Annotated in this window: 27 protein-coding genes and 1 pseudogene; 13 read left to right on the top strand and 15 right to left on the bottom strand. The window is 60.7% G+C overall.

Annotated elements, in window-relative coordinates; all coding sequences use genetic code 11:
- Positions 1 to 19: 19 nt before the first annotated feature.
- The 3 genes from rpoZ to DTP52_RS07285 all read right to left on the bottom strand — a co-directional run bounded on the left by rpoZ (position 20) and on the right by DTP52_RS07285 (position 1,947).
- Positions 20 to 283 (bottom strand): DNA-directed RNA polymerase subunit omega, encoded by a 264-nt coding sequence (gene rpoZ / locus DTP52_RS07295; RefSeq protein ID WP_003177259.1) that lies wholly within the window; start codon positions 281 to 283, stop codon positions 20 to 22.
- 167 nt (positions 284 to 450) lie between these two features.
- On the bottom strand, positions 451 to 1,071 hold the full coding sequence (gmk, locus tag DTP52_RS07290) for a guanylate kinase (protein ID WP_109752720.1): 621 nt from the start codon (positions 1,069 to 1,071) through the stop codon (positions 451 to 453).
- A 12-nt stretch (positions 1,072 to 1,083) separates the two neighbouring features.
- Complete coding sequence (locus DTP52_RS07285) at positions 1,084 to 1,947, bottom strand: YicC/YloC family endoribonuclease (RefSeq protein WP_109752719.1); 864 nt, start codon at positions 1,945 to 1,947, stop codon at positions 1,084 to 1,086.
- Positions 1,948 to 2,219: 272 nt separating this feature from the next.
- On the opposite strand from DTP52_RS07285, the gene rph reads away from it, so the two are divergent.
- From rph to gltS, 3 genes are all read left to right on the top strand, one after another.
- Positions 2,220 to 2,942 carry a ribonuclease PH gene (gene rph, locus DTP52_RS07280; RefSeq protein WP_003177262.1) on the top strand — a complete coding sequence of 241 codons (723 nt, stop codon included), beginning with the start codon at positions 2,220 to 2,222 and terminating at the stop codon, positions 2,940 to 2,942.
- 30 nt (positions 2,943 to 2,972) lie between these two features.
- Positions 2,973 to 3,341, top strand: coding sequence for a DUF4870 domain-containing protein (locus tag DTP52_RS07275; RefSeq protein ID WP_109752718.1), 369 nt, complete (start codon positions 2,973 to 2,975; stop codon positions 3,339 to 3,341).
- A 361-nt stretch (positions 3,342 to 3,702) separates the two neighbouring features.
- Complete coding sequence (gltS, locus tag DTP52_RS07265; RefSeq protein ID WP_109752716.1) at positions 3,703 to 4,911, top strand: sodium/glutamate symporter; 1,209 nt, start codon at positions 3,703 to 3,705, stop codon at positions 4,909 to 4,911.
- A gap of 96 nt (positions 4,912 to 5,007) precedes the next feature.
- On the opposite strand, the gene DTP52_RS07260 is transcribed toward gltS, so the two are convergent.
- The gene (locus DTP52_RS07260; protein ID WP_013694557.1) at positions 5,008 to 5,787 is read right to left on the bottom strand and encodes an exodeoxyribonuclease III; all 780 of its coding nucleotides are present in this window, start codon (positions 5,785 to 5,787) and stop codon (positions 5,008 to 5,010) included.
- Positions 5,788 to 5,870: 83 nt separating this feature from the next.
- On the opposite strand from DTP52_RS07260, the gene pyrE reads away from it, so the two are divergent.
- Positions 5,871 to 6,515: an orotate phosphoribosyltransferase gene (pyrE, locus tag DTP52_RS07255; protein WP_109752715.1), complete on the top strand. Its 645-nt coding sequence runs from the start codon at positions 5,871 to 5,873 to the stop codon at positions 6,513 to 6,515.
- Positions 6,516 to 6,627: 112 nt separating this feature from the next.
- On the opposite strand, the gene argB is transcribed toward pyrE, so the two are convergent.
- The 4 genes and pseudogenes from argB to coaBC form a co-directional block, all read right to left on the bottom strand.
- Positions 6,628 to 7,533, bottom strand: coding sequence for an acetylglutamate kinase (gene argB, locus DTP52_RS07250; RefSeq protein ID WP_003206871.1), 906 nt, complete (start codon positions 7,531 to 7,533; stop codon positions 6,628 to 6,630).
- 27 nt (positions 7,534 to 7,560) lie between these two features.
- Positions 7,561 to 8,964 (bottom strand): annotated as a pseudogene (locus DTP52_RS07245) (phosphomannomutase/phosphoglucomutase); the annotation flags it as partial.
- A 251-nt stretch (positions 8,965 to 9,215) separates the two neighbouring features.
- Positions 9,216 to 9,671, bottom strand: a complete 456-nt coding sequence (dut, locus tag DTP52_RS07240; RefSeq protein WP_003206867.1) for a dUTP diphosphatase — start codon at positions 9,669 to 9,671, stop codon at positions 9,216 to 9,218.
- 5 nt (positions 9,672 to 9,676) lie between these two features.
- Positions 9,677 to 10,885: a bifunctional phosphopantothenoylcysteine decarboxylase/phosphopantothenate--cysteine ligase CoaBC gene (coaBC, locus tag DTP52_RS07235; RefSeq protein WP_109752713.1), complete on the bottom strand. Its 1,209-nt coding sequence runs from the start codon at positions 10,883 to 10,885 to the stop codon at positions 9,677 to 9,679.
- A gap of 139 nt (positions 10,886 to 11,024) precedes the next feature.
- On the opposite strand from coaBC, the gene radC reads away from it, so the two are divergent.
- Entirely contained in the window at positions 11,025 to 11,699 is a 675-nt protein-coding gene (radC, locus tag DTP52_RS07230) for a DNA repair protein RadC (protein WP_109752712.1), read from the top strand.
- 148 nt (positions 11,700 to 11,847) lie between these two features.
- On the opposite strand, the gene DTP52_RS07225 is transcribed toward radC, so the two are convergent.
- Entirely contained in the window at positions 11,848 to 13,434 is a 1,587-nt protein-coding gene (locus DTP52_RS07225) for an ABC transporter substrate-binding protein (RefSeq protein WP_109752711.1), read from the bottom strand.
- A gap of 436 nt (positions 13,435 to 13,870) precedes the next feature.
- On the opposite strand from DTP52_RS07225, the gene rpmB reads away from it, so the two are divergent.
- The gene (gene rpmB, locus DTP52_RS07220; protein ID WP_003177273.1) at positions 13,871 to 14,104 is read left to right on the top strand and encodes a 50S ribosomal protein L28; all 234 of its coding nucleotides are present in this window, start codon (positions 13,871 to 13,873) and stop codon (positions 14,102 to 14,104) included.
- An 11-nt stretch (positions 14,105 to 14,115) separates the two neighbouring features.
- Positions 14,116 to 14,271, top strand: coding sequence for a 50S ribosomal protein L33 (gene rpmG / locus DTP52_RS07215; RefSeq protein WP_003177274.1), 156 nt, complete (start codon positions 14,116 to 14,118; stop codon positions 14,269 to 14,271).
- A gap of 74 nt (positions 14,272 to 14,345) precedes the next feature.
- Here rpmG and DTP52_RS07210 read toward each other — a convergent pair whose 3' ends face one another.
- Positions 14,346 to 14,600, bottom strand: a complete 255-nt coding sequence (locus DTP52_RS07210; RefSeq protein ID WP_232199874.1) for a peptidase inhibitor — start codon at positions 14,598 to 14,600, stop codon at positions 14,346 to 14,348.
- 170 nt (positions 14,601 to 14,770) lie between these two features.
- Complete coding sequence (locus DTP52_RS07205) at positions 14,771 to 15,133, bottom strand: cupin domain-containing protein (protein ID WP_109752710.1); 363 nt, start codon at positions 15,131 to 15,133, stop codon at positions 14,771 to 14,773.
- 244 nt (positions 15,134 to 15,377) lie between these two features.
- Between DTP52_RS07205 and DTP52_RS07200 the strand changes: the two genes are divergently transcribed.
- Positions 15,378 to 16,871 (top strand): aldehyde dehydrogenase, encoded by a 1,494-nt coding sequence (locus DTP52_RS07200; protein ID WP_109752709.1) that lies wholly within the window; start codon positions 15,378 to 15,380, stop codon positions 16,869 to 16,871.
- A gap of 192 nt (positions 16,872 to 17,063) precedes the next feature.
- Complete coding sequence (locus DTP52_RS07195) at positions 17,064 to 18,206, top strand: MFS transporter (RefSeq protein WP_109752708.1); 1,143 nt, start codon at positions 17,064 to 17,066, stop codon at positions 18,204 to 18,206.
- 28 nt (positions 18,207 to 18,234) lie between these two features.
- Here DTP52_RS07195 and DTP52_RS07190 read toward each other — a convergent pair whose 3' ends face one another.
- Both DTP52_RS07190 and DTP52_RS07185 read right to left on the bottom strand, forming a co-directional pair.
- Positions 18,235 to 19,800, bottom strand: coding sequence for a phospholipase D family protein (locus tag DTP52_RS07190; protein ID WP_109752707.1), 1,566 nt, complete (start codon positions 19,798 to 19,800; stop codon positions 18,235 to 18,237).
- Between the two features lie 61 nt (positions 19,801 to 19,861).
- Positions 19,862 to 21,295 (bottom strand): PLP-dependent aminotransferase family protein, encoded by a 1,434-nt coding sequence (locus DTP52_RS07185; RefSeq protein ID WP_109752706.1) that lies wholly within the window; start codon positions 21,293 to 21,295, stop codon positions 19,862 to 19,864.
- Positions 21,296 to 21,474: 179 nt separating this feature from the next.
- Here DTP52_RS07185 and DTP52_RS07180 point away from each other — a divergent pair, with 179 nt between their 5' ends.
- Positions 21,475 to 21,720 carry a DUF1127 domain-containing protein gene (locus tag DTP52_RS07180; protein WP_109752705.1) on the top strand — a complete coding sequence of 82 codons (246 nt, stop codon included), beginning with the start codon at positions 21,475 to 21,477 and terminating at the stop codon, positions 21,718 to 21,720.
- A gap of 113 nt (positions 21,721 to 21,833) precedes the next feature.
- Here the strand turns inward: DTP52_RS07180 and DTP52_RS07175 are convergent, their stop codons facing one another.
- Positions 21,834 to 23,147, bottom strand: coding sequence for an FAD-binding oxidoreductase (locus DTP52_RS07175; protein ID WP_109752704.1), 1,314 nt, complete (start codon positions 23,145 to 23,147; stop codon positions 21,834 to 21,836).
- Between the two features lie 145 nt (positions 23,148 to 23,292).
- Between DTP52_RS07175 and DTP52_RS07170 the strand changes: the two genes are divergently transcribed.
- Positions 23,293 to 23,646 (top strand): YkgJ family cysteine cluster protein, encoded by a 354-nt coding sequence (locus DTP52_RS07170; RefSeq protein ID WP_109752703.1) that lies wholly within the window; start codon positions 23,293 to 23,295, stop codon positions 23,644 to 23,646.
- Between the two features lie 120 nt (positions 23,647 to 23,766).
- Here the strand turns inward: DTP52_RS07170 and DTP52_RS07165 are convergent, their stop codons facing one another.
- Positions 23,767 to 24,255 carry an Lrp/AsnC ligand binding domain-containing protein gene (locus DTP52_RS07165; protein ID WP_003206849.1) on the bottom strand — a complete coding sequence of 163 codons (489 nt, stop codon included), beginning with the start codon at positions 24,253 to 24,255 and terminating at the stop codon, positions 23,767 to 23,769.
- A 155-nt stretch (positions 24,256 to 24,410) separates the two neighbouring features.
- On the opposite strand from DTP52_RS07165, the gene dadA reads away from it, so the two are divergent.
- Together dadA and DTP52_RS07155 are read left to right on the top strand one after the other, a co-directional pair.
- Positions 24,411 to 25,715 carry a D-amino acid dehydrogenase gene (dadA, locus tag DTP52_RS07160; protein ID WP_109752701.1) on the top strand — a complete coding sequence of 435 codons (1,305 nt, stop codon included), beginning with the start codon at positions 24,411 to 24,413 and terminating at the stop codon, positions 25,713 to 25,715.
- Positions 25,687 to 26,040 carry a RidA family protein gene (locus tag DTP52_RS07155; RefSeq protein ID WP_109752699.1) on the top strand — a complete coding sequence of 118 codons (354 nt, stop codon included), beginning with the start codon at positions 25,687 to 25,689 and terminating at the stop codon, positions 26,038 to 26,040. The genes dadA and DTP52_RS07155 overlap by 29 nt, the downstream gene beginning before the upstream one ends.
- The last annotated feature ends 27 nt before the right edge of the window (positions 26,041 to 26,067 follow it).

Raw genomic sequence — 26,067 nt, 5'->3', positions numbered from 1 at the left:
ACGTCGACCAGGCATAGGCTTAGACCGCCTCGTTGGACTCGTCCTCGAACGCTGCGAACAGCGGTTCGTCTTCGACGATTTCAGCGTTGGCGATGAACTCGTAGCTCATCAGGCCTTCGGCGATTTCACGCAGCGCTACCACGGTAGGCTTGTCGTTTTCCCACTGGACCAACGGCTCTTTGCCACCGGTGGCCAGTTGACGGGCACGCTTGGTAGAGAGCATGACCAGCTCAAAGCGGTTTTCCACGTGTTCTAGGCAGTCTTCAACGGTTACGCGGGCCATGGTATTCCTCGGAGCGAATGCAATATGCGCGCTGCCCGGTTGGGCGAGCGGACTCGACAGTTTAAAAAAACACCAGCGTTTAGGGAAGCGCTGATTTTTTAACCAAACCCCTCGGCGCGCTGCGAGTACCAATGTAAAGCCGTCGCAGCGGTTTTGGGAAGGGCTGTTCAGCCCAGCAGTTCGGCCAATAGTTTGCCGAAACGTTGCTGTTGGCGTTTCTGCTGCAACTGGCTGGCGCGGAAAATCGCCTTCAGGTCGTCCAGTGCATGGGCGAAATCGTCGTTGATGATCAGGTAATCATAGTCGACGTAATGGCTCATTTCGCTGACCGCTTCGCGCATCCGGCCTTCGATGATTTCGTCACTGTCCTGGCCACGGTTGGTCAGGCGCTGGCGCAAGGCCTGCTGGCTCGGCGGGAGGATGAAGATCGAACGGGCCTGGGGCATCAGCTTGCGCACCTGCTCGGCGCCTTGCCAATCGATCTCCAGGATCAGGTCGTGGCCTTCGTCGAGGGTCTGCTGCAGATAGCTTTGCGAAGTGCCATAGAGGTTGCCGAAGACTTCGGCGCGCTCCAGGAAGTCGCCGTGCTCGGCCATCCTCACGAATTCTTCGCGATCGACGAAGTGATAATTCACGCCGTTGACTTCGCCCGGGCGCATGGCGCGGGTGGTGTGCGAGACCGAGACGCGGATCTGCGGCTCGGCATCGACCAGTGCCTTGACCAGGCTGGTCTTGCCGGCGCCCGAGGGCGCGGAAATGATGTAGAGAGTGCCGGTGCTGTGGGTCATGTCGGGTTAGCCTTACTCAATGTTCTGCACTTGTTCGCGCATTTGCTCGATCAACACCTTGAGGTTGACCGCAGCCTGGGTGCTGCGCGGGTCGAAGGCTTTGGAGCCCAGTGTATTGGCTTCGCGGTTGAGTTCCTGCATCAGGAAGTCCAGGCGGCGACCGGCCGCACCACCGGACTTGAGCACCCGGCGAACTTCGATGATGTGGGTGCTCAGGCGATCCAGTTCTTCGGCCACGTCGCTCTTTTGCGCGAGCATGACCATTTCCTGCTCCAGGCGCTGCGGATCCAGCTCGGCCTTCATGTCGGCGAAGCGATCGAGGACTTTCTGGCGCTGGGTAGCGAGCATCTGCGGGACCAGCTCGCGCAGGGTGCTGACGTCTTCCTCAATGGAGGTCAGGCGCTCGTTGATCAGCCGGGCCAGCTCCGCGCCTTCGCGCTCGCGACCGGCCTTGAGTTCCTTGAGCCCTTCATTGAACAGCGCCATCGCCTCGGCGTTCAGCGCTTGCGGGTCGCTCGCATCACCCACCAGCACGCCGGGCCAGGCGAGGACTTCCAGCGGATTCAGGGCCGCAGGGTTCTTGATCAGGCTGGCAACGGTTTCGGCTGCTGCGACCAGTTGCGCGGCGCGCTCGCGGTCCACTTGCAGGGCTTTGCCAGTGCTTTCTTCGGTGAAACGCAGGGTGCATTCCAGCTTGCCCCGGGACAGGCCCTGGCGCAGTGCCTCGCGCACGCCGCCTTCGAGGTCGCGAAAGGATTCAGGCAGGCGCAGGTGCGGCTCCAGGTAACGGCTGTTGACCGAGCGCAGTTCCCAGCTCAGCGTGCCTTGGACCCCGGCCTTTTCGACGCGGGCGAAGGCGGTCATGCTGTGCACCATGGAGGTTCCTCGCAATGCAGGCCGGCACGACGGTGGTCGTGGGCCTGGGATCTGTAAATAAAAGCCCAAGGGCAGCAAAGGCGCAGGATTGTAGCGCAGTGAGCCCCTGGCCCCAAACCGGGCATGTGACAAAGCGCTGCAACCCGTCGGGCGGGCCTTTGAGGGGCTTCGCTCGTGTCGGCTTTTAGAGCTGCGCTACGTTTAACTGCCCTATGACGGTTCACGGCTCTATAATGCTCGGCAGTTTTCCGTCCTCTGTACAGGTGTTCCCTATGAAACGTCCAAGTGGTCGCGCTGCCGATCAGCTTCGCTCGATCCGCATTACCCGCAACTACACCAAACACGCCGAGGGATCTGTACTGGTCGAATTCGGTGATACCAAGGTCATCTGCACCGTCAGCGTCGAAAACGGCGTGCCACGGTTCCTCAAGGGCCAGGGCCAGGGCTGGTTGACCGCCGAATACGGCATGCTGCCGCGCGCCACCGGCGAGCGGAACCAGCGCGAGGCCAGCCGTGGCAAGCAGGGCGGTCGTACCCTGGAAATCCAGCGCCTGATCGGCCGTTCGCTGCGCGCCGCGCTGGACATGTCCAAGTTGGGCGATGTGACGCTGTATGTCGATTGCGACGTGATCCAGGCTGACGGCGGTACGCGTACCGCGTCCATCACCGGGGCCATGGTCGCCCTGGTCGATGCCTTGAAAGTGATCAAGAAGCGCGGCGGCCTCAAGGGCGGCGACCCGCTCAAGCAAATGATCGCCGCCGTTTCCGTGGGTATGTACCAGGGTGAACCGGTGCTGGACCTGGATTACCTGGAAGATTCCGCCGCCGAGACCGACCTGAACGTGGTCATGACCAGTGCCGGCGGCTTCATCGAGGTTCAGGGCACCGCCGAGGGTGCACCGTTCCAGCCGGAAGAATTGAACGCTATGCTGGAGTTGGCGAAGAAAGGCATGAACGAGATCTTCGAACTGCAAAAAGCCGCGTTGGCTGACTGATCGATCCACGCTTCAGACAAGGAGAGTGTCATGAGTGATGAGCAAGTCCTGCTGCCCCAGCCGAGCAAAGAGGCGCGTCAATGGGCAATGTTTTGTCACCTGTCCGCCTTGTTGGGGATCTGGATTCCGTTCGGTACGCTGATCGGGCCGCTGGTGCTCTGGCAGCTCAAGCGCGAGTCCGACCCGTTCATCGACGCCCAGGGCAAGGAAGCGTTGAACTTCCAGATCACCGTTGCCATTGCTTCGGCGATCTGCCTGCTGCTGATGGTCGTGGTGATCGGCTTCTTCCTGTTCGGCCTGGTGGCCATCGGTGCGTTGGTGTTGACCATCATCGGTGGCGTGAAGGCCAATGAGGGGCAGCCGTATCGGTATCCGTTTACCTGGCGCTTGGTCAAATAACGATCAAGGCTTCGATTCAAGAACAATGCCCCGACTTATCGGGGCATTGTTTTTTATAAAAAATGTTTCTCTCCATATACGGCATCCAATTGCCTGGCGCGTTATCGTGCGCGTATATGTATTGCTCTTAAACTTTTAGTCACAACTCACGAAGTTCCAATGCGGTCCATGTGCTTGGCAATAGCGCTCGTCGATTGATAGAGTTGCCCCACGTTATATTCCCTCAGAAATATTTCGATATATTCAGACCATTGAAGGTCCTTGAATTCAAAGCCAATCAATGCTGAGGCAATCAACCTGTTCAAGCGGCGTGCCCAGGTAAAAAGTTCGCCCCTGAATATATACCCGAAGATAAACATTCATGTTTCAACTCGATTTCTATGGAACACTTGTCGCCGCCTCTTTAGTGCTGTTACTGGGGCGTGGGCTTGTTACGCGTGTTGGTTTTCTACGCGCCTACAATATCCCTGAGCCTGTGGCGGGTGGCCTGGTAGTTGCCTTGGCCCTGTTGGCTTTGCGGGGGCTTGAAGTTGAAGTTCGATTCGATACTTCACTGCAAACACCGTTGATGCTGGCGTTTTTTGCCACCATTGGCCTGAGTGCGGACTTCGCCAGCCTGAAGAAAGGCGGGCGGGTCGTGGGCATTTTCCTGTTAGCGGTTGTCGGGCTGCTGCTGGTCCAGAACGCCATGGGCATCGGGCTCGCAAAAGCGCTGGGGCTCGATCCGCTGATGGGGTTGCTGACAGGCTCGATCACCTTGTCGGGCGGTCACGGGACCGGCGCAGCGTGGGGGACGGTGTTCAGTGAGAAGTTCGGCCTGGCCTCCGCCTCCGAGTTGGCGATGGCTTCTGCGACGTTCGGCTTGGTGTTGGGTGGCTTGATCGGTGGTCCGGTCGCTCGCCTGCTCATCAAGCGTGTCCAGTCACCCGGCTGCCTTGAGCCAGAAAAGCCCCGGGTGCCCAAGGGCTTCGAGCAGCCGAACAAAGAGCGCTCGATCACGCCGTTTTCGTTCATCGAGACGCTCGCCCTGATCGCGGTCAGTCTGTTGGCCGGTACGCTCTTGAATGATCAGCTCCACGAAACGGCTTTCGAATTGCCGACGTTCGTTTGCGTCTTGTTCGTGGGAGTGGTCCTACGTAATGGGCTTTCGGCACTGGGCCTGTATCAAGTATTCGAGCGAGAAGTGTCCGTGCTCGGCAATGTCAGCCTGTCGCTGTTCCTGGCGATCGCCTTGATGTCACTCAAGTTGTGGGACCTGGCCTCACTGGCCTTGCCGATCTTTATTATCCTGGCGGCCCAGACATTGGTCATGGCGCTATTCGCGATTTTCGTGACGTTCAGGCTCATGGGCAGTCATTACGATGCCGCGGTATTGGCGGCAGGGCATTGTGGTTTCGGGTTGGGTGCCACGCCGACGGCCATCGCCAATATGCAGGCAGTGACGCAGCGCTACGGACCTTCGCAGATAGCGTTCCTGGTGGTGCCCATGGTGGGGGCGTTCTTCATCGATATCATTAACGTCATCGTCATCAAGTTGTACCTTGCCCTGCCGTTTTTTGCCGCGGCTTGATGTTCGACGCGTTAGCGTGCTCCATGAAAAATGCCCGTCTCTTGCGAAACGGGCATTTTCTTTAGGCAGTCGACCTGCGGGATGTCGCGGATAGACTTAGATGGTCAGGGTCCAGTCGTAATCCACGATCAGCGGCGCATGCTGCGAGAACCGTGGCTGGCGCGGCAGACGGGCGCTGCGTACGAAACGGCGCAGCCCAGGCGTCAGCAACTGGTAGTCGAAACGCCAACCGAGGTTGAGCATCTCGGCCTGCTCGTTGTCCGGCCACCAGCTGTACTGATCACCTTCACGGCTGACTTCACGCAGGGCATCGACATAGCCCATGTTGCCAATGATCTCGTCCATCCAGGCCCGTTCCGGCGCCAGGAAGCCAGGAGATTGTTGGCTGTCGCGCCAGTTCTTGATATCCAGCTTCTGTTGCGCCACGTACAGCGAGCCACAATAAATGTACTCGCGACGTTTGCGCCGCTGTTTATCCAGGTAACGGGCGAAATCGTCCATCAACTTGAATTTCTGATTCAAATCTTCATCGCCGTTCTGCCCCGAAGGGAGCAGTAAGGTCGCGATGCTGACCTTGTCGAAATCGGCTTGCAGGTAGCGCCCGTAGCGGTCCGCCGTCTCGAAACCAAGACCGTTGATGACAGCCTTCGGTTGCAGCCGCGAGTACAAAGCCACGCCACCCTGGGCGGGGACTTCGGCATCGCAGGCATAAAGGAAGTAACCATCCAGTTGGAAGGCTGCATCGTCAAGTTCAAAGGCGGAGGCGCGGGTGTCCTGCAGGCAGATGACGTCGGCATTCTGTGCTTGCAGCCAACTGAGCAAACCACGCTCGACTGCAGCCTGAATACCATTGACGTTCACACTGATGATCCGCATAAATGGCCCCAAAAATCACGTGCGTGTATGATACACGGCGTGTACCTATTTAGCTAAATCCGCGGTATTTGAGGCTTTTTTTCATGCAGGCGTATCAGCGCGATTTCATTCGTTTTGCCATCGATCGCGGCGTTTTGCGCTTCGGTGAGTTCACCCTCAAGTCTGGGCGCACCAGCCCGTACTTCTTCAATGCTGGCCTGTTCAACACCGGTACAGCCCTGGCGCAGTTGGGCCGTTTCTATGCGGCGGCCATCGTCGAGAGCGGCATCCCGTTCGACGTGCTGTTCGGCCCGGCCTACAAAGGCATCCCGCTGGCCGCCACTACTGCCGTCGCCCTGGCCGAACACCACGGCCGTGACTTGCCTTGGTGCTTCAACCGCAAGGAAGCCAAGGCCCATGGCGAAGGCGGCAGCCTGGTGGGCGCGCCACTGACTGGCGAAGTATTGATCATCGACGACGTGATCACCGCCGGCACCGCGATCCGCGAAGTGATGCAGATCATCGGTTCCCAGGAAGGCGCCAAGGCCGCCGGCGTGCTGATCGCCCTGAACCGTCAGGAGCGCGGCAACGGTGAACTGTCGGCGATCCAGGAAGTGGAGCGCGACTTCGGCATCCCGGTGATCAGCATCGTGTCGCTGAACCAGGTGCTGGAGTTTTTGGCCGACGATCCGCAGCTCAAGCAGCATTTGCCGGCGGTCGAGGCTTATCGGGCGCAGTTCGGCGTCTAATAGACCTGCGCAATCTCCCTGTGGGAGCGAGCAAGCTCGCTCCCACAGGGAGGAAGGCAAAAAAAGACCCCGCTCAACCAGGTTGAACGGGGTCTTTTTTTACAGGAATCGCTTAAGGACGCTTGCGATTACTGATCAACGTACCCACGCCGGTATCAGTGAAGATTTCCAGCAGGATCGCATTCGGCACCCGGCCGTCGATGATCAGCGAGCTGCCGACGCCGCCCTGTACCGCTTCCAGCGCGCAACGAATCTTGGGCAGCATGCCGCCGTAGATGGTGCCGTCGGCGATCAGGTCGTCAACCTGCTGGGTCGACAGCCCGGTCAGGACCTTGCCCGACTTGTCCATCAGGCCGGCGATGTTGGTCAGCAGCATCAGCTTTTCAGCTTTCAGTGCTTCGGCAACCTTGCCCGCCACCAAGTCGGCGTTGATGTTGTACGACTCACCGTTGGCGCCCACGCCGATTGGCGCGATGACCGGGATGAAATCGCCCTTGACCAGCAGGTTCAGCAGGTCGGTGTTGATGCCGACCACTTCGCCCACGTGACCGATGTCGATGATTTCCGGCTGGGTCATTTCCGGGGTCTGGCGGGTGACGGTGAGTTTTTTCGCCCGGATCAGCTCGGCGTCCTTCCCTGTCAGGCCAATGGCGCTGCCGCCGTGGCGGTTGATCAGGTTGACGATGTCCTTGTTGACCTGGCCGCCCAGGACCATTTCCACCACATCCATGGTCTGCGCGTCGGTGACGCGCATGCCATCGATGAAGTGGCTCTCGATCGACAGGCGCTTGAGCAGGTCACCGATCTGCGGGCCGCCGCCGTGTACGACCACCGGGTTGATGCCCACGGCCTTCATCAGCACGATGTCGCGGGCGAAGCCGGTTTTCAGCTCCTCGCTTTCCATCGCGTTGCCGCCGTATTTGATCACCAGGGTCTTGCCGACGTAGCGTCGGATATAAGGCAACGCTTCGGACAGGACCTTGGCGGTGTTGGCGGCGGCTTCGCGTTCGAGGGTCATTCAGGGCTCCGGTAGTGCTTCAAAAAATCAAAACGGTAGTTGGAGATCAGGTGCAACACGTTTGAGTTGGCTGTGGAACACATCCTTGATGCGCTGCAGTTCGGTTTCGTTGTCGGCCTCGAAACGCAGCACCAGCACCGGTGTGGTGTTGGATGCGCGAACCAGGCCCCAGCCGTGGGGATAGTCGACCCGCACACCGTCGATGGTGGTCAGTTCGGCGCCTTCGCCCCATTGAGCGTCGTGCAGTGCATCAATGATGCTGAATTTGCTCTCTTCGGTCACATGGATATTGATTTCTGGCGTAGAAATATCGTTCGGGAAGGTCGCGAACAGCTCTTCGGCCGTGGATTTCTCCTTGCTGAGGATTTCCAGCAGGCGCGCGGCGCTGTAGATACCGTCGTCGAAACCGAACCAGCGCTCCTTGAAGAAGATGTGGCCGCTCATTTCGCCGGCCAGCAGGGCGCCGCTTTGTTTCATTTTCTTCTTGATCAACGAATGACCGGTTTTCCACATCAATGGACGACCGCCATATTCCTTGATCAACGGCACCAGGCGACGGGTGCACTTAACGTCGAAGATGATTTCGGCGTTCGGATTGCGCGCCACCACGTCGCGAGCGAACAGCATCAGCAGGCGGTCGGGGAACACCACGCTGCCGGTATTGGTCACCACGCCCACGCGGTCGCCGTCACCGTCGAAGGCCAGGCCCAGGTCGGCGTTGGTTTCCTTGACCTTGGCGATCAGGTCTTCGAGGTTTTCCAGCTTGCCCGGGTCCGGGTGGTGGTTAGGGAAGTTGCCGTCCACGTCGCAGAACAGTGGGATGACTTCGCAGTTCAGGGCTTCGATCAGTTGCGGGGCGATCACGCCGGCCGCGCCGTTGCCGCAGTCGACCACCACTTTCAGGCGGCGGGCGAGTTTCACGTCCTTGACGATTTCGTCGTTGTAGCGCTCGAGGATATCGACTTTGGTGATGCTGCCCTGGCCGCTGCTCAGGTCGTTGGTCTTGAGGCGGGTGTGCAGGGCCTGGATCTGCTCGTTGGCGAGGGTGTCGCCGGCGATGACGATCTTGAAACCGTTGTAGTTCGACGGGTTGTGGCTGCCGGTGAGCATCACGCCGGATTTACCGGCCAGCACGTTGGCGGCGTAGTACAGCGCCGGGGTCGGCACCAGGCCCACGTCGCTGACGTGGCAGCCGCTGTCGGCAACGCCTTTGATCAGTTGTTCGACCAGCTCGGGGCCCGACAGACGGCCGTCACGGCCGACACACACGTTCGGTTCGCCCTGGGCCAGGCTCTGGGAGCCAATGGCGCGGCCGATCCAGTAGGCGGTTTCGGCGGTGAGGGTTTCCGGTACCACGCCACGGATGTCGTAGGCGCGGAAGATGCTTTCAGGGAAGATCGGGGCGATTGCGGCTGGGGTGTTCATGGGCGGGGCGCTCTATCAGGAAGGTGACTGGACAGGCCGACGATGGGCGTCGGCAGGCTCAAGCTGAAGGGTATGACGGCGTTTTTGACAGAGAGTTCGTGGTGGGAAAATGCCATGAGACAGCGTTACCCCGGTCTCGCTCGCCTAATACATTGATTCCGGGTGGGAAACCTAGCAGAAAGCCATTGCGCATTTTTTGTCCTGAAATAGAAGCTTAATAAACGGGCCGGGCAGGACGCCCGGCCTGAAACCGCCGGTCAATGGCTGCCGGAATGCCCGAAACCACCGGCACCGCGCTGGCTTTCGTCGAATTCTTCGACCAATTCGAAGTGGGCCTGGACCACCGGAACCAGCACCAACTGCGCGATGCGTTCGCCCACGGCAATGTTGAACGCCGTCTGGCCGCGGTTCCAGCACGAGACCATCAGTTCGCCCTGGTAATCGGAGTCGATCAGGCCTACCAGGTTGCCCAGCACGATGCCGTGCTTATGGCCCAGGCCCGAGCGTGGCAGGATCAGCGCGGCCAGGCCCGGGTCGCCGATATACACCGACAGGCCGGTAGGGATCAGCAGGGTCTGGCCCGGTTCCAGGATCGTGTCCTGCTTGAGCATGGCCCGCAGGTCGAGGCCGGCGGAGCCCGGTGTGGCGTATTGCGGCAGCGGGAATTCGTTGCCGATGCGTGGGTCGAGGATCTTGGCTTGTAGAGCGTGCATGAAAATTAAACCTGGTTTAGCCGTTCGGCGATAAAAGTGATCAGTTGGCGAGCGATCTTGCTCTTGCTGGTCTGGGCGAAAAGTGTGGCGTGCAACTGACGATCGATCACGCTGCAGGCGTTTTCTTCGCTGTTGAAGCCGATGCTCGGGTTGGCGACGTCGTTGGCGACGATCAGGTCCAGATTCTTGTCCTTGAGCTTGCGCGCGGCGTAATCGAGCAGGTGTTCGGTCTCGGCGGCGAAGCCGACGCTGAACGGGCGGTCGGGGCGGGTGGCGATGCTGGCCAGGATGTCCGGGTTGCGCACCATTTGTAGTAGCAGGCCGTCGCCGCTTGTAGGGTCTTTCTTCAATTTTTGCGGGGCGACTACTTCCGGGCGGTAGTCCGCTACCGCCGCCGAGGCGATGAACAGGTCGCACGGGATGGCTGCTTCGCAGGCGGCGAGCATGTCCCGGGCGCTGACCACGTCGATGCGGGTGACCCGGTCCGGCGTCGGCAAATGCACGGGGCCGGTGATCAGCGTTACCCGGGCGCCGGCTTCCACGGCGGCTTCGGCCAGGGCGAAGCCCATTTTTCCGGAGCTGTGGTTGGTGATGTAGCGCACCGGGTCGATGTTTTCCTGGGTCGGCCCGGCGGTGATCAGCACGTGCTTGCCGGTCAGGGCCTGGCGCTGGAAGCAGTCGGCGGCGCACTGGGCCAGGTCGGTGGCTTCAAGCATGCGGCCCATGCCGACATCGCCGCAGGCCTGGCTCCCGGAGGCCGGGCCGAAGACCTTCAGGGCGCGGCTTTCCAGCAATTGCAGGTTGGTCTGGGTAGCCGGGTCGCGCCACATGGCCTGGTTCATGGCCGGCGCGACGGCGACCACGGCGTCAGTGGCGAGCACCAGGGTGGTCAACAGGTCATCGGCGATGCCCTGGGCCAGGCGGGCGATCAGGTCGGCGGTAGCCGGGGCGATCAGCACCAGGTCGGCCCATTTGGCCAGTTCGATATGGCCCATGGCCGCCTCTGCCGCCGGGTCGAGCAAATCCAGGTGGACCGGGTGCCCGGACAGGGCCTGCATAGTCAGCGGGGTGATGAATTCAGCGCCGCCGCGGGTCATGACGACCCGCACTTCCGCGCCCTGGTCGATAAGCCTGCGAACCAGCTCGGCGCTCTTGTAGGCGGCAATGCCGCCGCCGACGCCCAGAACGATGCGTTTCCGATACAGCCGCTGCATAGGCCTGCCTTTCGATTTCAGTGGTCAGTGCGAGGCGACCCCCTTGGCCGCTGCCAGGGGCAAATCGCCTGCAAAAAAGATGGGCTACGATATCACAGCGACCGCTATGGAACAGCGGTGCCACAATCAGGGAGATGTCATGAGTATTCGGGATTGGCCGACGGCCGAGCGGCCGCGGGAGAGGTTATTGGAGTGGGGGGCGGCGAGTCTTTCGGATGCCGAGCTGTTGGCGATTTTCCTGCGCACGGGGGTGTCCGGGAAAAGTGCGGTGGACCTGGCGCGACATCTGCTGCATCAGTTCGGCGGCCTGCGGATTCTCCTGGAGGCCGATCTGCGCACCTTCAGCGCGCACCTGGGCCTGGGGCCGGCGAAGTTCGCGCAGTTGCAGGCTGTGCTCGAAATGGGCCGTCGGCATCTGGCCGAAAACCTGCGACGAGATTCTGTACTGGAAAGTCCGCTGGCAGTGCGGGACTACCTCAAGGCCATGCTGCGCCACGAGCCCCATGAGGTATTTGGATGTCTTTTCCTGGATTCCCGGCATCGGGTGCTGGCATATGAGGCGTTGTTTCGCGGCTCCATCGACAGCGCCAGCGTCTATCCCCGGCAGGTGGTCAAGCGTGCCCTGGCCCATAACGCCGCCGCATTGATCCTGTGCCACAACCATCCCTCCGGCAATACCGAGCCCAGCCAGGCCGATCGGGTGCTCACTGAACGGCTTCAGGAGGCGCTGGAACTGATCGATGTGCGGGTGCTCGACCACTTCATCGTTGGCGATGGGGAGCCGCTGTCGATGGCGGAGTATGGGTGGATGTAGGCCCGGTCAGGCTTGAATAATCCCTTGTGGGAGCAAAGCTTGCTCGCGATAGCGGTTTTACAGCCAACACAAGGGTTGTATGTGATGACGTCATCGCGAGCAAGCTTTGCTCCCACAGGCTCCCCCGGCGGGGCTCTGGGGGCCGGGGTTACTTGAGGCTGACTTTGGAGTAATCCTGCCGCCCAAACGGGCTGACCGCATAACCCTGCACATCCTTGCGGGTCAGCGCGAACGCCGTTGGGTGGGCCAGCGGCAGCCACAGGGCCTGTTGCTGGATCTGCGCCTGTGCCTGTTCGTAGAGCTTGGCACGCACACCCTGTTCGCCGGTGGTCTTGCCGGCGCTGATCAGTTTGTCCAGGTCCGGGTTGCAGTAGCGGGCGAAGTTGGTCCCGGACTTGACCGCTGCGCAGGAAAACTGCGGTGTGAGGAAGTTGTCCGGGTCGCCGTTGTCGCCCGCCCAGCCCATGAACAGCAGGTCATGTTCGCCGGCTTTGGCGCGGCGGATCAGTTCGCCCCATTCGATCACGCGGATTTCGGCCTGGATGCCAATTTCCGCCAGGTCGGACTGCAGCAGTTGCGCGCCGACGCTGGGGTTGGGGTTCAGCAGGCTGCCGGATGGACGAGTCCAGATGGTGGTCTGGAAACCCTCCTTCAAACCGGCCTTGGCCAGCAATTCACGAGCCTTGGCTGGGTCATGGGTGTAGCCCGGCAGGCTCTTGGCATAGCTCCAGGTGTTCGGCGGGTAGGGGCCATTGGCGGCTTCGGCGGTGCCTTCGAAGACAGTCTTGAGGTAGCTGGCCTTGTCGAATGCCAGGTTGATGGCTTGACGCACCTCAGGTTTGTCCAGCGGCGGATGCTGGCTGTTGATCGCCACGAACGCGGTCATGAAGGCGTCGGTCTGGGCCACGCTCAGCGTGGGCTCCTGGCGGGCGGCCTGTACATCCAGTGGCTTGGGTGACAAGGCGATCTGGCATTCATTGCGCCGCAGTTTCTGCAGGCGCACGTTGGCATCCGGCGTGATCGCGAAAACCAGCGGGTCCACTTGGGGCTTGCCGCCAAAATAATCAGCGTTGGCCTTGTAGCGAATTGAGGCGTCTTTCTGGAATCGGTTGAAAATGAATGGGCCGGTACCGATCGGTTGGCTGTTGAGTTTTTCCGGTGTGCCGGCCTTGAGCAACTGATCGGCGTATTCGGCCGAATAGATGGAGGCAAAGCCCATGCTCAACGTCGCCAGGAAGGTCGAATCCGCGTGATCGAGGGTGAAGCGAACGGTCAACGGGTCCAGTGCGTCGATTTTCTTGATCAGAGCGGGTAGCTGCATGGACTGGGCGTGGGGGAAACCACTCTGCGCAACCTTGTGCCAAGGATTCGCCGGGTCGAGCATGCGTTCGAAGCTGAATTTCACATCTTCGGCGGTCAGGTCGCGGCGCGGCGTGAAGTACTCGGTACGATGGAACTTGACCTGTGGGCGTAGCTTGAACAGGTAGGTCAGGCCGTCGGTCGAGACTTCCCAGTGCTCGGCCAGGCTGGGGACCACCTTGCCGCTGGCGGTGTCGAAATCCACCAGGCGGTTCATCAGCACGTCGGCAGAGGCGTTGGTAGTCGTCAGGGAGTTGTACTGGACGACATCGAACCCTTCCGGGCTGGCTTCGGTGCAGACGCTCAGGGCGGCGGCCAAGGCCTGCGGGGTAATCAGCAGAGGGGCGAGCAACAATGGTAGGGCAGCGAGGCGCATGGTCGGTTTCCTGTGCAAGTCGAAGGCCCATCTGCGAGTGCAGTCTGGAAAAGGCCTACCCTAGTGGGCTCGTCGCTAAATGACTATCCCCTTTTTGCATTTTCCGGCACTCTGCGCCGGCGCGTTGATGGCTCAAAACCGTCGCGGGTGAAAAAAACCTGCGCGCAGCGACGAGTGGTAACGGGCCGCGCCGGCCTTTACTCCAGCCGTCCGGGGCGGTTGCTCGAGCATTCCCGGTGAAGACAAATCACATCGGCTGTTGTTGCGCTGTGGTCTTTCTGGTATAAAGCAGCGCTCTTTTCTAGGGGCCCGGTTCCTTCACTGTAGGTGTAGCCGGTAAGACCCTTAAAGAAACGCGGCGCCTGGCGCCAAATGACTGAGAGATTAAGCGGCCAACCCATGCCGGGTTGGGCATGTGGTTTTAGAGGGCTGAGGCATGTCGAGAGTCTGTCAAGTTACCGGTAAGGGTCCGGTGACTGGGAATAACATTTCCCACGCAAACAACAAAACCCGTCGTCGTTTCCTGCCGAACCTGCAGCATCACCGCTTCTGGGTTGAAGAAGAGAAACGTTTTGTGCGTCTGCGCGTATCTGCCAAGGGCATGCGCATCATCGACAAGCGTGGCATCAGTGTCGTGCTGGCCGAACTTCGTCGCGATGGCAAGGTTTAAGGGAGCTAATCATGCGTGAATTGATTCGTTTGATCTCGAGCGCCGGTACTGGTCACTTCTACACTACCGACAAGAACAAGCGTACTACCCCGGACAAAATCGAGATCAAGAAATATGATCCGGTTGTTCGCAAGCACGTGATCTACAAGGAAGGCAAAATCAAGTAATTGATTTTTCCCTTCTTACGAAAAAGGCCCGTATCGCGAGATACGGGCCTTTTTTGTTGTGCGTGTGAAGTCGATCAGCCGCAGTTGATGCTCACAATGATCCTGTCGGCATTGGTGTGCAGGTTGATGCGTCGCGGGCGCAGATCCCAGCTCGTAGGATACTTCGGGCCCGTGGCGCGCACGGGAGCCCCATTGGCCAGGGCGCGAACTTCTTCAAGCAGTTCAGGGGTGCATTTTTGGCCGATGGTGTATTGGGCGATGGCGAGATCGCATTGATCGGTCGGCATGGGAATGACGACGGTGTCGCCTTGATCGGGTAAGACGGGCATGTTGCCTCCTTGCAAATAGTCATAGAGTTGGGGCGCTCACCTGTCGGCTCGGCCGCACGTCCTGTGCGTTGCCGTTGTGACGATAAAATGCGTGGCGCCCGGGGGGCAGTTTCATCTGCAGTGGTGGTCACCGACCAGCGAAAGAGTGTCAGCGGCTTTTTCAGCGGGGCTCAAGCCTTCTGCTCGAAGACCACATAGATCTTGCGGCACGGCTCCAGCACTTCCCAGGTGCCCTTGAACCCCGCTGGAATGACAAAACGGTCGCCGGCCCGCAAGGTCTTGGCATTGCCATCGTCGTCGCGCAGCACGGAAACGCCCTGGACGATCTCGCAATATTCATGCTCGGTGTAGTTGACCATCCACTGACCGACGGCGCCTTCCCATACGCCCGCATTCATTTGCCCGCAGGGGCTGCTGTAGTGGTTGAACACGGTTTGTTCGGGATCGCCCTTGAACACCTTGGCCGCGTCCGGGCGATAGCGTTCGGCAGGGGTATTGGCCTGGCTGAAATCGACGATGTCCTGAATGCTCATGCGGTAGATCCCGGTGATGGCTTGGAAGGTTTCGAGTCTATGTTTATTAAAACGAACATCGCAAGGCCGTTTACCGGCGTTATGTCAAATATATTGAAACATGACCAGCCGCTGGTTTAGGGTGGCGGGTGCCCTGTGCCGAAGATAGCGCCGAAAACAGCGCGGGAAACAGGCTGGCCGGGCAGAATTCGTTGAGCGCTGCGCATTGCGCGGCGTTCTTACTCAATAAGAGGAGGACACACGCATGACCACCCTGACTCGTGCCGATTGGGAACAACGCGCCCGCGACCTGAAGATCGAAGGCCGCGCCTTTATCAACGGCGAGTACACCGATGCGGTGTCCGGCGAAACCTTCGATTGCCTCAGTCCGGTCGATGGCCGCCTGCTCGGCAAGATCGCCAGCTGTGACGTTGCCGACGCCCAGCGTGCCGTCGAAAACGCCCGCGCCACTTTCAATTCCGGCGTCTGGTCGCGCCTGGCGCCAAGCAAGCGCAAAGCCACCATGATTCGTTTCGCCGGCCTGCTCAGGCAGAACGCCGAAGAGTTGGCCCTGCTCGAAACCCTGGACATGGGCAAGCCGATCAGCGACTCGCTGAACATCGACGTCCCAGGCGCAGCTCAAGCGTTGAGCTGGAGCGGCGAAGCCATCGATAAGCTCTACGACGAAGTGGCGGCCACCCCGCACGATCAGTTGGGCCTGGTAACCCGTGAGCCGGTGGGCGTCGTGGGCGCTATCGTGCCGTGGAACTTCCCGCTGATGATGGCCTGCTGGAAGCTTGGTCCGGCGCTGTCCACCGGCAACTCGGTGGTGCTCAAGCCGTCGGAAAAATCCCCGCTGACCGCCATCCGTATCGCTGCCCTGGCGATCGAAGCCGGCATTCCGAAAGGTGTGCTGAACGTACTGCCGGGCTACGGCCATACCGTCGGCAAGGCCCTGGCCCTGCACATGGACGTCGATACCCTGGTGTTCACTGGCTCCACCAAGATCGCCAAGCAACTGATGATTTACTCCGGCGAATCCAACATGAAGCGTGTCTGGCTGGAAGCCGGCGGCAAGAGCCCGAACATCGTGTTTGCCGATGCCCCGGATCTGCAAGCCGCTGCCGAATCCGCCGCCAGCGCCATCGCGTTCAACCAGGGCGAAGTCTGCACTGCCGGTTCGCGGCTGTTGGTGGAACGCTCTATCAAGGACACCTTCCTGCCGCTGGTGATCGAAGCCCTCAAGGGCTGGAAGCCTGGCAACCCCCTGGACCCAGCTACCAATGTTGGCGCACTGGTGGACACTCAGCAGATGAACACTGTGCTGTCCTACATCGAGGCCGGTCACAGCGACGGCGCGAAGCTGGTGGCCGGTGGCAAGCGCATTCTTGAGGAAACCGGCGGCACGTATGTCGAGCCGACGATTTTCGATGGCGTGAGCAACGCGATGAAAATCGCCCAGGAAGAGATTTTCGGCCCGGTGCTGTCGGTCATCGCCTTCGACACGGCCGAGGAAGCCGTGCAGATCGCCAACGACACGCCGTACGGCCTGGCTGCGGCGGTATGGACCAAGGACATTTCCAAGGCCCACCTGACGGCCAAGGCCCTGCGCGCCGGCAGCGTCTGGGTCAACCAGTACGACGGTGGCGACATGACCGCGCCGTTCGGTGGCTTCAAGCAGTCGGGCAACGGTCGCGACAAGTCGCTGCATGCGTTCGACAAGTACACCGAGCTGAAGGCGACTTGGATCAAGCTGTAACGGTGATGGCCCCCAGGGTGACCGGGGGGCTTCATGCAGTGTTGATCTCCCTGTGGGAGCGAGCCTGCTCGCGATAGCGGTATGACAGTCGACGATTCAGTTGAATGTTGCTCCGCATCGCGAGCAGGCTCGCTCCCACATTGTTTTATGGTGATGCCTGAAAAATCGATAACTCTCCACAGGAGCGTGGAAATGCGTTGGGCGACTTATTTCGCCGTGTTGGCGTCTGTCCTGAGTGTCGGCCTGGCCCTGGGCGTAAGCATGCCGCTGGTGTCGCTGCGACTCGAGGGCTGGGGCTATGGCTCGTTCGCCATTGGCGTGATGGCTGCGATGCCGGCTGTCGGGGTGTTGCTCGGGGCCAAGGTGTCGAGTCGGTTGGCGACGCAGTTCGGCACGGCGAGGTTGATGCGCCTGTGCCTGTGGGGTGGGGCGCTGTCCATCGGATTGCTGGCGCTGTTGCCCAGCTACCCGGTCTGGTTGGTGCTGCGCCTGGTGATTGGCGTGGTCCTGACCCTGGTGTTCATTCTCGGCGAGAGCTGGATCAACCAACTGGTCATTGAGCAATGGCGCGGACGGCTGGTGGCGCTTTATGGCAGTAGCTATGCCCTGAGCCAGTTGGCCGGCCCGTTGCTGCTGGGAGCGCTTGGAACCGATCATGACTACGGCTTCTGGGTGGGTGTCGGCCTGCTGTTGATCGCACCCTTGCTGTTGCTGGGCCGCAGCGGGGCACCGAGTAGCGAGGCCGGCAGCGTCACGTTTGGCGATTTGTGGACGTTTTGCCGAGGTTTGCCGGCGATTGCCTGGGCGGTGTCGTTGTTCGCTGCGTTCGAGGCGATGATCCTCACGTTGCTGCCGGTCTACTGTTTGCGCCAGGGCTTCAGCGCTGACATTGCGTTGGCGATGGTCAGCACCGTGGTGGTCGGCGATGCCTTGCTGCAATTGCCCATTGGCGCCCTGGCCGATCGAGTGTCTCGCCGGGCGCTGTTGACGGGGTGCGCGGTGGTACTGACGTTATCGAGCCTGGCGGTTCCGCTTTTGATCGATACCCTGTTGATCTGGCCGCTGTGGGTGCTGTTCGGCGCCAGCGCGGGAGGTTTGTTCACCTTGTCGCTGATCCTGATCGGCGAGCGTTACCGCGACGATGCACTGGTACGGGCCAACGCTCATGTCGCGCAGTTGTGGGGGCTCGGTTGCCTGATCGGCCCGCTGGCGGCGGGAGCGGGCAGCCAATGGATCAGTGGGCATGCGCTGCCTTTGTTCATGGCGGCGGGGGCGTTCGGCTTGGTGATCCTGCTGTTGCGCCAAGGGGCATTCGGGGCGACACAAACGGCCTGAACATCCTTGCCACAAAAGCGGCCCGGGCCTAAAGCATCCGCTCCAACCCGATGGTCGTGGCGAACCAGGCATTGAACCGGCGCCACCAACTGCCCGGTTCGCGGCCCAGGTCGTGGGTCTGGCCGTTGTCTTCGGTGGTCCATACGAGCTTGTCATTCTCCAGCCGAGCCTGATAACTCAGCGCTGGCGCCATGCCCTGCAAGGCCAGCTCGCGGACTTGGCCGGCAAGCTCCGGGCTGTCCACCAATACGCCGACCTCGGTGTTCCACAGCACCGAGCGCGGGTCGAAATTGAACGAGCCAATGAAGGACTTTTGCTGGTCGAAGATGATCGCCTTGCTGTGCAGGCTGGAATCCGATTCGCCGTAGGATTTGCTGTAGAACAGGTGAGGGCTGCTGCCTTTGTCGCCCGGTTGCCGTCGCAACTCGAACAGGCGCACGCCATGTTCCAGCAGCGCCCTGCGATACGGCGCATAGCCGCCATGCACCGCTGGCACATCGGTCGCTTCCAGGGAGTTGGTCAAGAGACTCACCGACACCCCGGCATCGGCGCGGCTGGTCAGGTACACCAAACCTGGCTGGCCGGGGACGAAGTAGGCGGAAATCATGATCAGTTCCTTGCTGACCCCCGTCAGTTCGGGCCCCAGTTGCGTGGTCAGCAACAGTTGCGGATCCGGCTCGTCCTTGGCCAGCACTTTGCTGGGCGCGTCCCACAGCGCCTGGTTCCAGGCCCAGATCAACTGGTCACGCCAAGTATCCAGGCGCGGCTGGGTCTTGTAGGCGGTCAGTTGCTGGTAGAGCGCGTGGTTTTCCTTCTGGGTCTGCTCCAGGGACTCTTGCAGGCGCAGGCGGCTGTTGGCTAGGTCCTTGGGCGTGGGGCGAGGAGACAGAAACTGTTCGATGGGCTTGCTCAGGGCGCTGTTCCAATATTGGTCGAAACTGTGCCCCAGTTGTTCGGCCACCGGCCCGACGCCGAGCAGGTCGATGTCGGTAAAGTTCAGGTTGGGTTCGGCGTCGAAATACTCATCGCCCAGATTGCGGCCGCCGACGATGGCCATGCTGTTGTCCGCCAGCCACAGCTTGTTGTGCATCCGTCGATGCTGCAACGACAGGTTGAACAGGCGCCCGAGGCTACGAGTCACGCCGGTGGCGCGGCCCAGGTGCAGGGGGTTGAACAGGCGAATCTGGATACGCGGGTGAGCGGCGAGGGTCGCGATAATCTGATCCTGGCCGTCGCTGGTGGTGTCGTCCAGCAGGATGCGCACGCGCACGCCCCGGTCGGCGGCCTTGAGTAGTTCATCCACCAGCATCCGCGTGCTGATACCGTCGTGGACGATGTAATACTGCAGGTCCAGGCTGCTTTGAGCATGACGGATCAGCTCGGCCCGGGCGGTGAAGGCTTCGGTGCTGTCGGAGAGCAACCGAAAGCCGGAACGGCCTTCATGGGGCGCGGCTTGGGCCTGGACCGAGCGGCCGAATGAGGATTCGGCGGCTGGCAACGCTTGGGAAGGCTCGCGGCTGATATCAAAACTGGCGCAGCCGCCCAGCAGCGAGGCGACTAACAAAAGCGAAGGCAGGATCGATCTGGATCTCACGTAGGAGCGTTCCGCTTGTTTGCGTTGATCGGCTGTTGGGTACTGCTTCCCTGGATAAAGTTCAGACGACGTCGCGCTGGGTTTCGTTCAACAACGCGATGGCAGCGGCGCCCACTTTGCGTACGGCCTCTTCGATCTGCGCCGTTGGCTTGGCAGCGTAGTTCATCCGCAGACAGTTGCGGTACTTGCCCGATGCCGAAAAGATGCTGCCGACTGCGACCTGCACGCCTCGGTCCAGTAGGACCCGATTGAGCTTCAATGTGTCGAAGCCTTCCGGCAACTCGACCCACAGCATGAAGCTGCCCCGCGGGCGACTGGCACGGGTGCCCGACGGAAAGTAGCGGCTGACCCAATCGATCATCACGTCGCGATTGCGCTGGTATTGCGTGCGCATCCGGCGCAAATGGGGTTCGAAATGTCCGCCCTTGAGAAATTCGGCAATGGCAATCTGCGGCTGTGGCGCGGTGGAGCCGGTGCTGATGTATTTCATGTGCAGCACCCGCTCCAGATACCGGCCCGGCGCGACCCAGCCAATTCGCAGGCCTGGGGCCAGGGTCTTGGAAAAAGAACTGCAGAGCAGGACGCGGCCGTCTTCATCGAAGGACTTGATGGTGCGTGGGCGAGGGTAGGTGTAGGCCAATTCTCCATACACATCATCCTCGATGATCGCCACGTCGAAACGCTGTGCCAGGTTCAGCAGCGCGCGTTTATTAGCGTCGGGCATGATGTAGCCCAGCGGGTTGTTACAGCTGGGGGTCAACTGTATGGCCTTGATGGGCCATTGCTCCAGCGCCAGTTCCAGTGCGTCCAGGCTGATGCCGGTGAGCGGGTCGGTGGGGATCTCCAAAGCCTTCATGCCCAGGCCCTTGAGAGTTTGCATGGCTCCATGAAAGCTGGGTGAGTCCACCGCGACGATATCGCCTTGTTCGCAGGTGGCGCGGATGCTGACCGACAGGGCCTCATGACAGCCGGTGGTGACGATCAAATCGTTGGGGCCCAGTTGGCAGCCGGAATCCAGCGACAGGCGGGCGATCTGTTCGCGCAACGCGAGGTTGCCATAGATGTTGTCGTAATACAGGCCGGGCATGTCTTGTCGGCGGCTGATCTGCGCCAGGCTGCGCAGCAGCGGTTTCATGGTCGGCGAATTGATATCCGGCATGCCGCGTCCCAGTTGCACCACGTCCGGGCGGGGTACGGCGCGGATCAGTTCCAGCACCTGGTCCCACTGGGAAATATCCACTGGACGCTGGGCCGGACGGCCTACCACCGGCAGGTCTGGCAGTTCGCGACCCACAGGTACGAAATAGCCGGACTTGGGTCGCGGCATTGCCAGCCCGCTGTCTTCCAGCACGCGATAGGCCTGCTGCACCGTACTCAAGCTGACCCCATGTTCCGTGCTCAATGCCCGCACTGAGGGCAGCCGGTCGCCGGGACGGTAGAAGCCCTGTTCGATGCGGGTGCCGAGCAGTTCGGCGAGGTTCACGTAGAGGGTCATGGTGCACTCCCGATGAGATGGACAACTGCAACCGATACAGTTTGGTTGGAAAATGACGATTCAGTGGCGCAGAAACCGAATCTGTATGCTTATAAAATAAATAGGTTGAATCTGTATTGCTTTTGACTGTCCGCGCATCATGAAACCTCTGGCTACCCAAGTAAACAGGAGCGATCAAAATGAACGGCTTGAGCGATGTGCGGCTGACGTTACACAGTCAGGAACTGGCGGCAGGGCAGGAGAATGGGCTGCGCGACGCAATGTTGCGCAATGCGCCGTCCGACCTGAGCCGCTGGGCCCTGTTCTGGCATCGTCTGCATACACGCAAAGCCTTGTTGGAACTTACACCCGAACAGTTGCGTGATATCGGGCTGAGTAGGGAGCAGGCATTGGAGGAGGGGCTCAGGCCGTTCTGGCGGCTTTGAAGTGGTACCGGCCCTGAGACGGTTATCGCGGCCAAGCCTTGCTCCCACAGATTGAAAGGGTCTGTGGGAGCAAGGCTTGCCCGCGATAGCGTCGTCAGTCGTGGTGAAGCTCTTTAAACCAACTCTTTCAACCGATGCCACAACATCCCCAGTGCCAACAGCGGCGAGCGCAGGTGCTTGCCGCCGGGGAAAGTCATGTGCGGGACCCGCGCGAACAGATCGAAGCCACTGCTGTGCTGTCCGCTGATCGCTTCGGCCAACAATTTGCCGGCCAGGTGCGTGGCGTTCACGCCATGGCCGGAATAAGCCTGGGCGTAATACACATTGGGCTGGTCCTTGAGCCGGCCGATCTGCGGCAAACGGTTGGCTCCGATGCCAATCATCCCGCCCCATTGATAATCGATTTTCACCTGCGCCAATTGCGGGAACACCTTGAGCATTTTCGGACGCATGTAGGCGCCAATGTCCTGCGGGTCCCGGCCGGAATAGTGGCAGGCCCCGCCGAACAACAAGCGTCGATCCGCCGAAAGCCGGTAGTAGTCCAACGCCACGCGTTGATCGCAGACCGCCATGTTCTGTGGCAATAACGCCTGTGCCTGGGCCTGGCTCAAGGGTTCGGTGGCGATGATGTAGCTGCCGGCCGGCAGCACTTTGCCGCCCAGTTGCGGATTGAGTCCATTGAGGTAGGCGTTGCAGCCCAGTACCAGCGTCTTGGCGCGAACCGAACCCTGCTGGGTGTGCACCTTCACTTCAGGGCCGTAGTCGATACGCGTGACTGCCGATTGCTCGAACAGCCTGACTCCCAGTTGCTGCGCGGCGGCGGCTTCGCCCAGGGCCAGGTTCAGCGGATGGAGATGGCCCGAGCCCATGTCGATCAACCCGCCGACGTAGCGATCCGAACCCACGACGCTGTGCATTTCGTCGGCTTGCAGCAGCCGGGTCTGGTGGCGATAGCCCAGGCTGCGCAGCTCTTCGGCATCTTCGGCGAAGCCTTCCAGGTCGCTGGGCTTGTTGGCGAGGTCGCAGTAACCCCAAGTGAGGTCGCAAGGGATCTGAAAACGCTCGACACGTTGTCGGACGATTTCCACGGCCTCAAGGCCCATGAGCTTCATCTGGCGTACGCCGTCGGCACCAATGATCGGCTCGAACTGATCGAGACCATGGCCGACGCCGCGAATCAGTTGACCGCCGTTACGCCCGCTGGCGCCCCAGCCGATCCTGTGCGCCTCCAGCAGCACTACGCTCAGGCCGCGCTCGGCCAGTTCGATCGCCGTGTTCAACCCGGAAAACCCACCACCCACGACGCAGACATCCGTCACCAACTCACCCTGCAATACCGGATGGTCCGGTTGCGGCAGGCTGCTGGCGGCGTAATAAGAGGCGGCGTGCGCGTGGCTCGGGACAGGTTGCTGAACACGGGCGTTCATGTGCGTAATCCTGATTATTGTGTTTGAGAAATTTTACGGAGCATAAGCCGGGGATTCCTCCCTGGGCAACACCGGTCGGTTGGCGCTGTCTGGCTCGTGGCTTTTAAGGCAAAATCCCGGACCATCTTCCCCGGTGGCCGCCTCGATGAGCTGCAACAGTCAAAAAATCCGCACGCTTCGCCAGCAGATTCCCACGTTCGAGTGCGTGCCGGGTTGCCATGACTGCTGTGGTCCGGTGACCACCTCGCCCGAGGAAATGGCCCGCTTGCCCCGCAAGACTCGCGCCGAACAGGACGCGGCCATGGACGCGCTCGACTGCGTGCACTTGGGCCCCAACGGTTGCACCGTGTATGACGAGCGACCGCTGATCTGTCGGCTGTTCGGCACCACGGCGACCCTGCCATGCCCCAATGGGCGGCGGCCGGTGGAACTGATTCATCCGCGGGTCGAGCAGCAGATTCATGAATACATGGCCAGCAACCGGCAGGTGTTGGTCTAGCAGGCAGCGATACCGAGTCGCGGCCTTCGCGAGCAAGCCCGCTCCCACAATGGATCTCTGTGTGGGGGCGAGCCTGCTCGCGAAAGCGGCCGTCCAGATAACCATTGCCTTAAGCCAGGCTCAATCCGGAATCGGCAGGTTCAAGCTCTCCTTCACCTCTTCCATGACGATATAGCTCTTGGATTCGCGCACATGGGGCAGCTTGAGCAGGATGTCTCCCAGTAGCTTGCGGTACGAAGCCATCTCGGAAATCCGTGCTTTCACCAGATAATCGAAATCCCCTGACACCAGGTGACATTCCAGCACGTGAGGCAGCTTCAGCACTGCGCGCCGGAATTCTTCGAACGTATCGCCGGATTTGTAATCGAGGCTGATCTCGACAAACACCAGCAGGCTACCCTTCAAATGTTGAGGGTTGAGCCGGGCGTTGTAGCCCATGATGATGCCCTCGCGCTCCAGGCGCCGTACCCGCTCGGTGCAAGGCGTGGTGGAAAGGCCGACCTTTTCTCCCAGCTCGGTGAAGGAGATTCGTCCGTCCGCCTGAAGGATGCGCAGGATGTTGCGGTCGATCTTGTCCAGCTCGCGTTTGGTCTGGGTGTTGGTACGCACAGGGGATGCGCCTCCGTAAAAAGGGTTATTGCCGAGAATTCTCGCCAAATATAGGCATTTATATAGTGAAAAGCACTGGCTAATCTTTCTTACACTGCGCCCATCTGAGCTATGTACAACAAACGTCAGCGGTTATCCGCGATGAGGGCATCAACATGCGCGTTCTGGTATTGGGTAGCGGCGTCATCGGTACCGTCAGTGCTTACTATCTGGCCCGGGCCGGATTCGAAGTGGTGGTGGTCGACCGTCAGCCAGCGCCTGCGATGGAAACCAGTTTCGCCAATGCCGGCCAGGTGTCGCCGGGGTATGCCTCGCCGTGGGCCGCGCCGGGCGTACCGCTCAAGGCCATCAAATGGCTGCTGCAGCGCCATGCGCCGCTGGCGATCAAGGCCACTGCCGACATTGACCAATACCTGTGGATGGCACAGATGCTGCGCAATTGCACCGCCAGCCGCTATGCCATCAACAAGGAGCGCATGGTGCGCCTGTCCGAGTACAGCCGTGATTGCCTGGACGAGCTGCGCGCCGAAACCGGCATTGCCTACGAAGGCCGCAGCCTGGGGACTACACAGTTGTTCCGCACCCAGGCCCAGCTCGATGGCGCGGCGAAAGACATCGCGGTGTTGAAAGAGTCCGGCGTACCGTTCGAAGTGCTCGACCGTGCGGGCATCGCCCGGGTCGAACCGGCCCTGGCCAATGTCACCGACATCCTGGCTGGCGCCTTGCGCCTGCCCAACGACCAGACTGGCGATTGCCAGATGTTCACCACGCGCCTGGCGGAAATGGCGACGAAGCTGGGTGTGCAATTTCGCTTCGGCCAGGATATCCAGCGCCTGGACTTCGCCGGTGACCGCATCAACGGTGTCTGGATCGACGGCAAGCTGGAAACCGCCGACCGCTATGTGCTCGCCCTGGGCAGCTATTCGCCGCAACTGCTCAAGCCCCTCGGGATCCGCGCACCGGTGTATCCGCTCAAGGGTTACTCCCTGACCGTGCCGATCACCAATCCGGCGATGGCGCCGACTTCGACCATCCTCGACGAAACCTACAAGGTCGCGATCACCCGGTTCGACAACCGCATTCGGGTGGGCGGCATGGCGGAAATCGCCGGTTTTGACCTGTCTCTCAACCCGCGTCGGCGCGAAACCCTGGAGATGATCGTCAACGACCTTTATCCTCAGGGCGGCAATCTGGCCGAGGCGAGTTTCTGGACCGGCCTGCGCCCGACCACCCCGGACGGCACGCCGATCGTGGGTGCCACGCCCTTCAAGAATCTGTTCCTGAACACTGGTCACGGCACCCTCGGGTGGACCATGGCCTGTGGTTCCGGTCGCCTGTTGGCCGACCTGATGGCGAAGAAAAAACCGCAGATCAGCGCCGAAGGCCTCGATATTTCCCGTTATGGCAGCAAACACCAGGAGTCTGCAAAACATGTCAATCCAGCGCCAGCTCACCAATGACCGCATGAGCCAGGTTGTCGTGCACAACGGCACCGTTTACCTGGCGGGGCAGGTCGGCGACGACATGAGCGCCGGTATCGAGCAGCAGACCCGTGAGACCCTGGCCAACATCGAGCGCTTGCTGGACTTGGCCGGGACCGACAAGAACCGTCTGTTGTCGGTGACGATCTACCTGAAAGACATCGAGGCGCACTTCGAAGGCATGAACGCCGTCTGGGACAAATGGTTGCCCAAAGGCGTCGCCCCGGCCCGCGCCACGGTGCAAGCCAAGCTGTGCGAGCCGGAGATTCTGGTGGAGCTGTCCGTCGTGGCTGCGCTGCCGTAATACCGGCCAAACGATCCCTCTCCCGGC

Source organism: Pseudomonas sp. 43mfcvi1.1 (assembly GCF_900115935.1).
In the GTDB taxonomy this organism is placed as follows: domain Bacteria; phylum Pseudomonadota; class Gammaproteobacteria; order Pseudomonadales; family Pseudomonadaceae; genus Aquipseudomonas; species Aquipseudomonas bijieensis.
This window is presented reverse-complemented; position numbering and strand designations above follow the sequence as displayed.

What these genes read in the sequence shown, in the direction of transcription:
- DTP52_RS07260 (WP_013694557.1), bottom strand. Translation starts at nt 5,787, where the DNA reads ATGCGGATCATCAGTGTGAACGTCAATGGTATTCAGGCTGCAGTCGAG.
- rpmG (WP_003177274.1), top strand. Translation starts at nt 14,116, where the DNA reads ATGCGTGAATTGATTCGTTTGATCTCGAGCGCCGGTACTGGTCACTTC.
- coaBC (WP_109752713.1), bottom strand. Translation starts at nt 10,885, where the DNA reads ATGCAGCGGCTGTATCGGAAACGCATCGTTCTGGGCGTCGGCGGCGGC.
- dadA (WP_109752701.1), top strand. Translation starts at nt 24,411, where the DNA reads ATGCGCGTTCTGGTATTGGGTAGCGGCGTCATCGGTACCGTCAGTGCT.
- dut (WP_003206867.1), bottom strand. Translation starts at nt 9,671, where the DNA reads ATGCACGCTCTACAAGCCAAGATCCTCGACCCACGCATCGGCAACGAA.
- gltS (WP_109752716.1), top strand. Translation starts at nt 3,703, where the DNA reads ATGTTTCAACTCGATTTCTATGGAACACTTGTCGCCGCCTCTTTAGTG.
- rpmB (WP_003177273.1), top strand. Translation starts at nt 13,871, where the DNA reads ATGTCGAGAGTCTGTCAAGTTACCGGTAAGGGTCCGGTGACTGGGAAT.
- DTP52_RS07175 (WP_109752704.1), bottom strand. Translation starts at nt 23,147, where the DNA reads ATGAACGCCCGTGTTCAGCAACCTGTCCCGAGCCACGCGCACGCCGCC.
- DTP52_RS07210 (WP_232199874.1), bottom strand. Translation starts at nt 14,600, where the DNA reads ATGCCCGTCTTACCCGATCAAGGCGACACCGTCGTCATTCCCATGCCG.
- DTP52_RS07170 (WP_109752703.1), top strand. Translation starts at nt 23,293, where the DNA reads ATGAGCTGCAACAGTCAAAAAATCCGCACGCTTCGCCAGCAGATTCCC.
- radC (WP_109752712.1), top strand. Translation starts at nt 11,025, where the DNA reads ATGAGTATTCGGGATTGGCCGACGGCCGAGCGGCCGCGGGAGAGGTTA.
- rpoZ (WP_003177259.1), bottom strand. Translation starts at nt 283, where the DNA reads ATGGCCCGCGTAACCGTTGAAGACTGCCTAGAACACGTGGAAAACCGC.
- rph (WP_003177262.1), top strand. Translation starts at nt 2,220, where the DNA reads ATGAAACGTCCAAGTGGTCGCGCTGCCGATCAGCTTCGCTCGATCCGC.
- DTP52_RS07205 (WP_109752710.1), bottom strand. Translation starts at nt 15,133, where the DNA reads ATGAGCATTCAGGACATCGTCGATTTCAGCCAGGCCAATACCCCTGCC.
- argB (WP_003206871.1), bottom strand. Translation starts at nt 7,533, where the DNA reads ATGACCCTCGAACGCGAAGCCGCCGCCAACACCGCCAAGGTCCTGTCC.
- DTP52_RS07185 (WP_109752706.1), bottom strand. Translation starts at nt 21,295, where the DNA reads ATGACCCTCTACGTGAACCTCGCCGAACTGCTCGGCACCCGCATCGAA.
- DTP52_RS07180 (WP_109752705.1), top strand. Translation starts at nt 21,475, where the DNA reads ATGAACGGCTTGAGCGATGTGCGGCTGACGTTACACAGTCAGGAACTG.
- DTP52_RS07285 (WP_109752719.1), bottom strand. Translation starts at nt 1,947, where the DNA reads ATGGTGCACAGCATGACCGCCTTCGCCCGCGTCGAAAAGGCCGGGGTC.
- DTP52_RS07155 (WP_109752699.1), top strand. Translation starts at nt 25,687, where the DNA reads ATGTCAATCCAGCGCCAGCTCACCAATGACCGCATGAGCCAGGTTGTC.
- DTP52_RS07200 (WP_109752709.1), top strand. Translation starts at nt 15,378, where the DNA reads ATGACCACCCTGACTCGTGCCGATTGGGAACAACGCGCCCGCGACCTG.
- DTP52_RS07195 (WP_109752708.1), top strand. Translation starts at nt 17,064, where the DNA reads ATGCGTTGGGCGACTTATTTCGCCGTGTTGGCGTCTGTCCTGAGTGTC.
- DTP52_RS07225 (WP_109752711.1), bottom strand. Translation starts at nt 13,434, where the DNA reads ATGCGCCTCGCTGCCCTACCATTGTTGCTCGCCCCTCTGCTGATTACC.
- gmk (WP_109752720.1), bottom strand. Translation starts at nt 1,071, where the DNA reads ATGACCCACAGCACCGGCACTCTCTACATCATTTCCGCGCCCTCGGGC.
- DTP52_RS07275 (WP_109752718.1), top strand. Translation starts at nt 2,973, where the DNA reads ATGAGTGATGAGCAAGTCCTGCTGCCCCAGCCGAGCAAAGAGGCGCGT.
- pyrE (WP_109752715.1), top strand. Translation starts at nt 5,871, where the DNA reads ATGCAGGCGTATCAGCGCGATTTCATTCGTTTTGCCATCGATCGCGGC.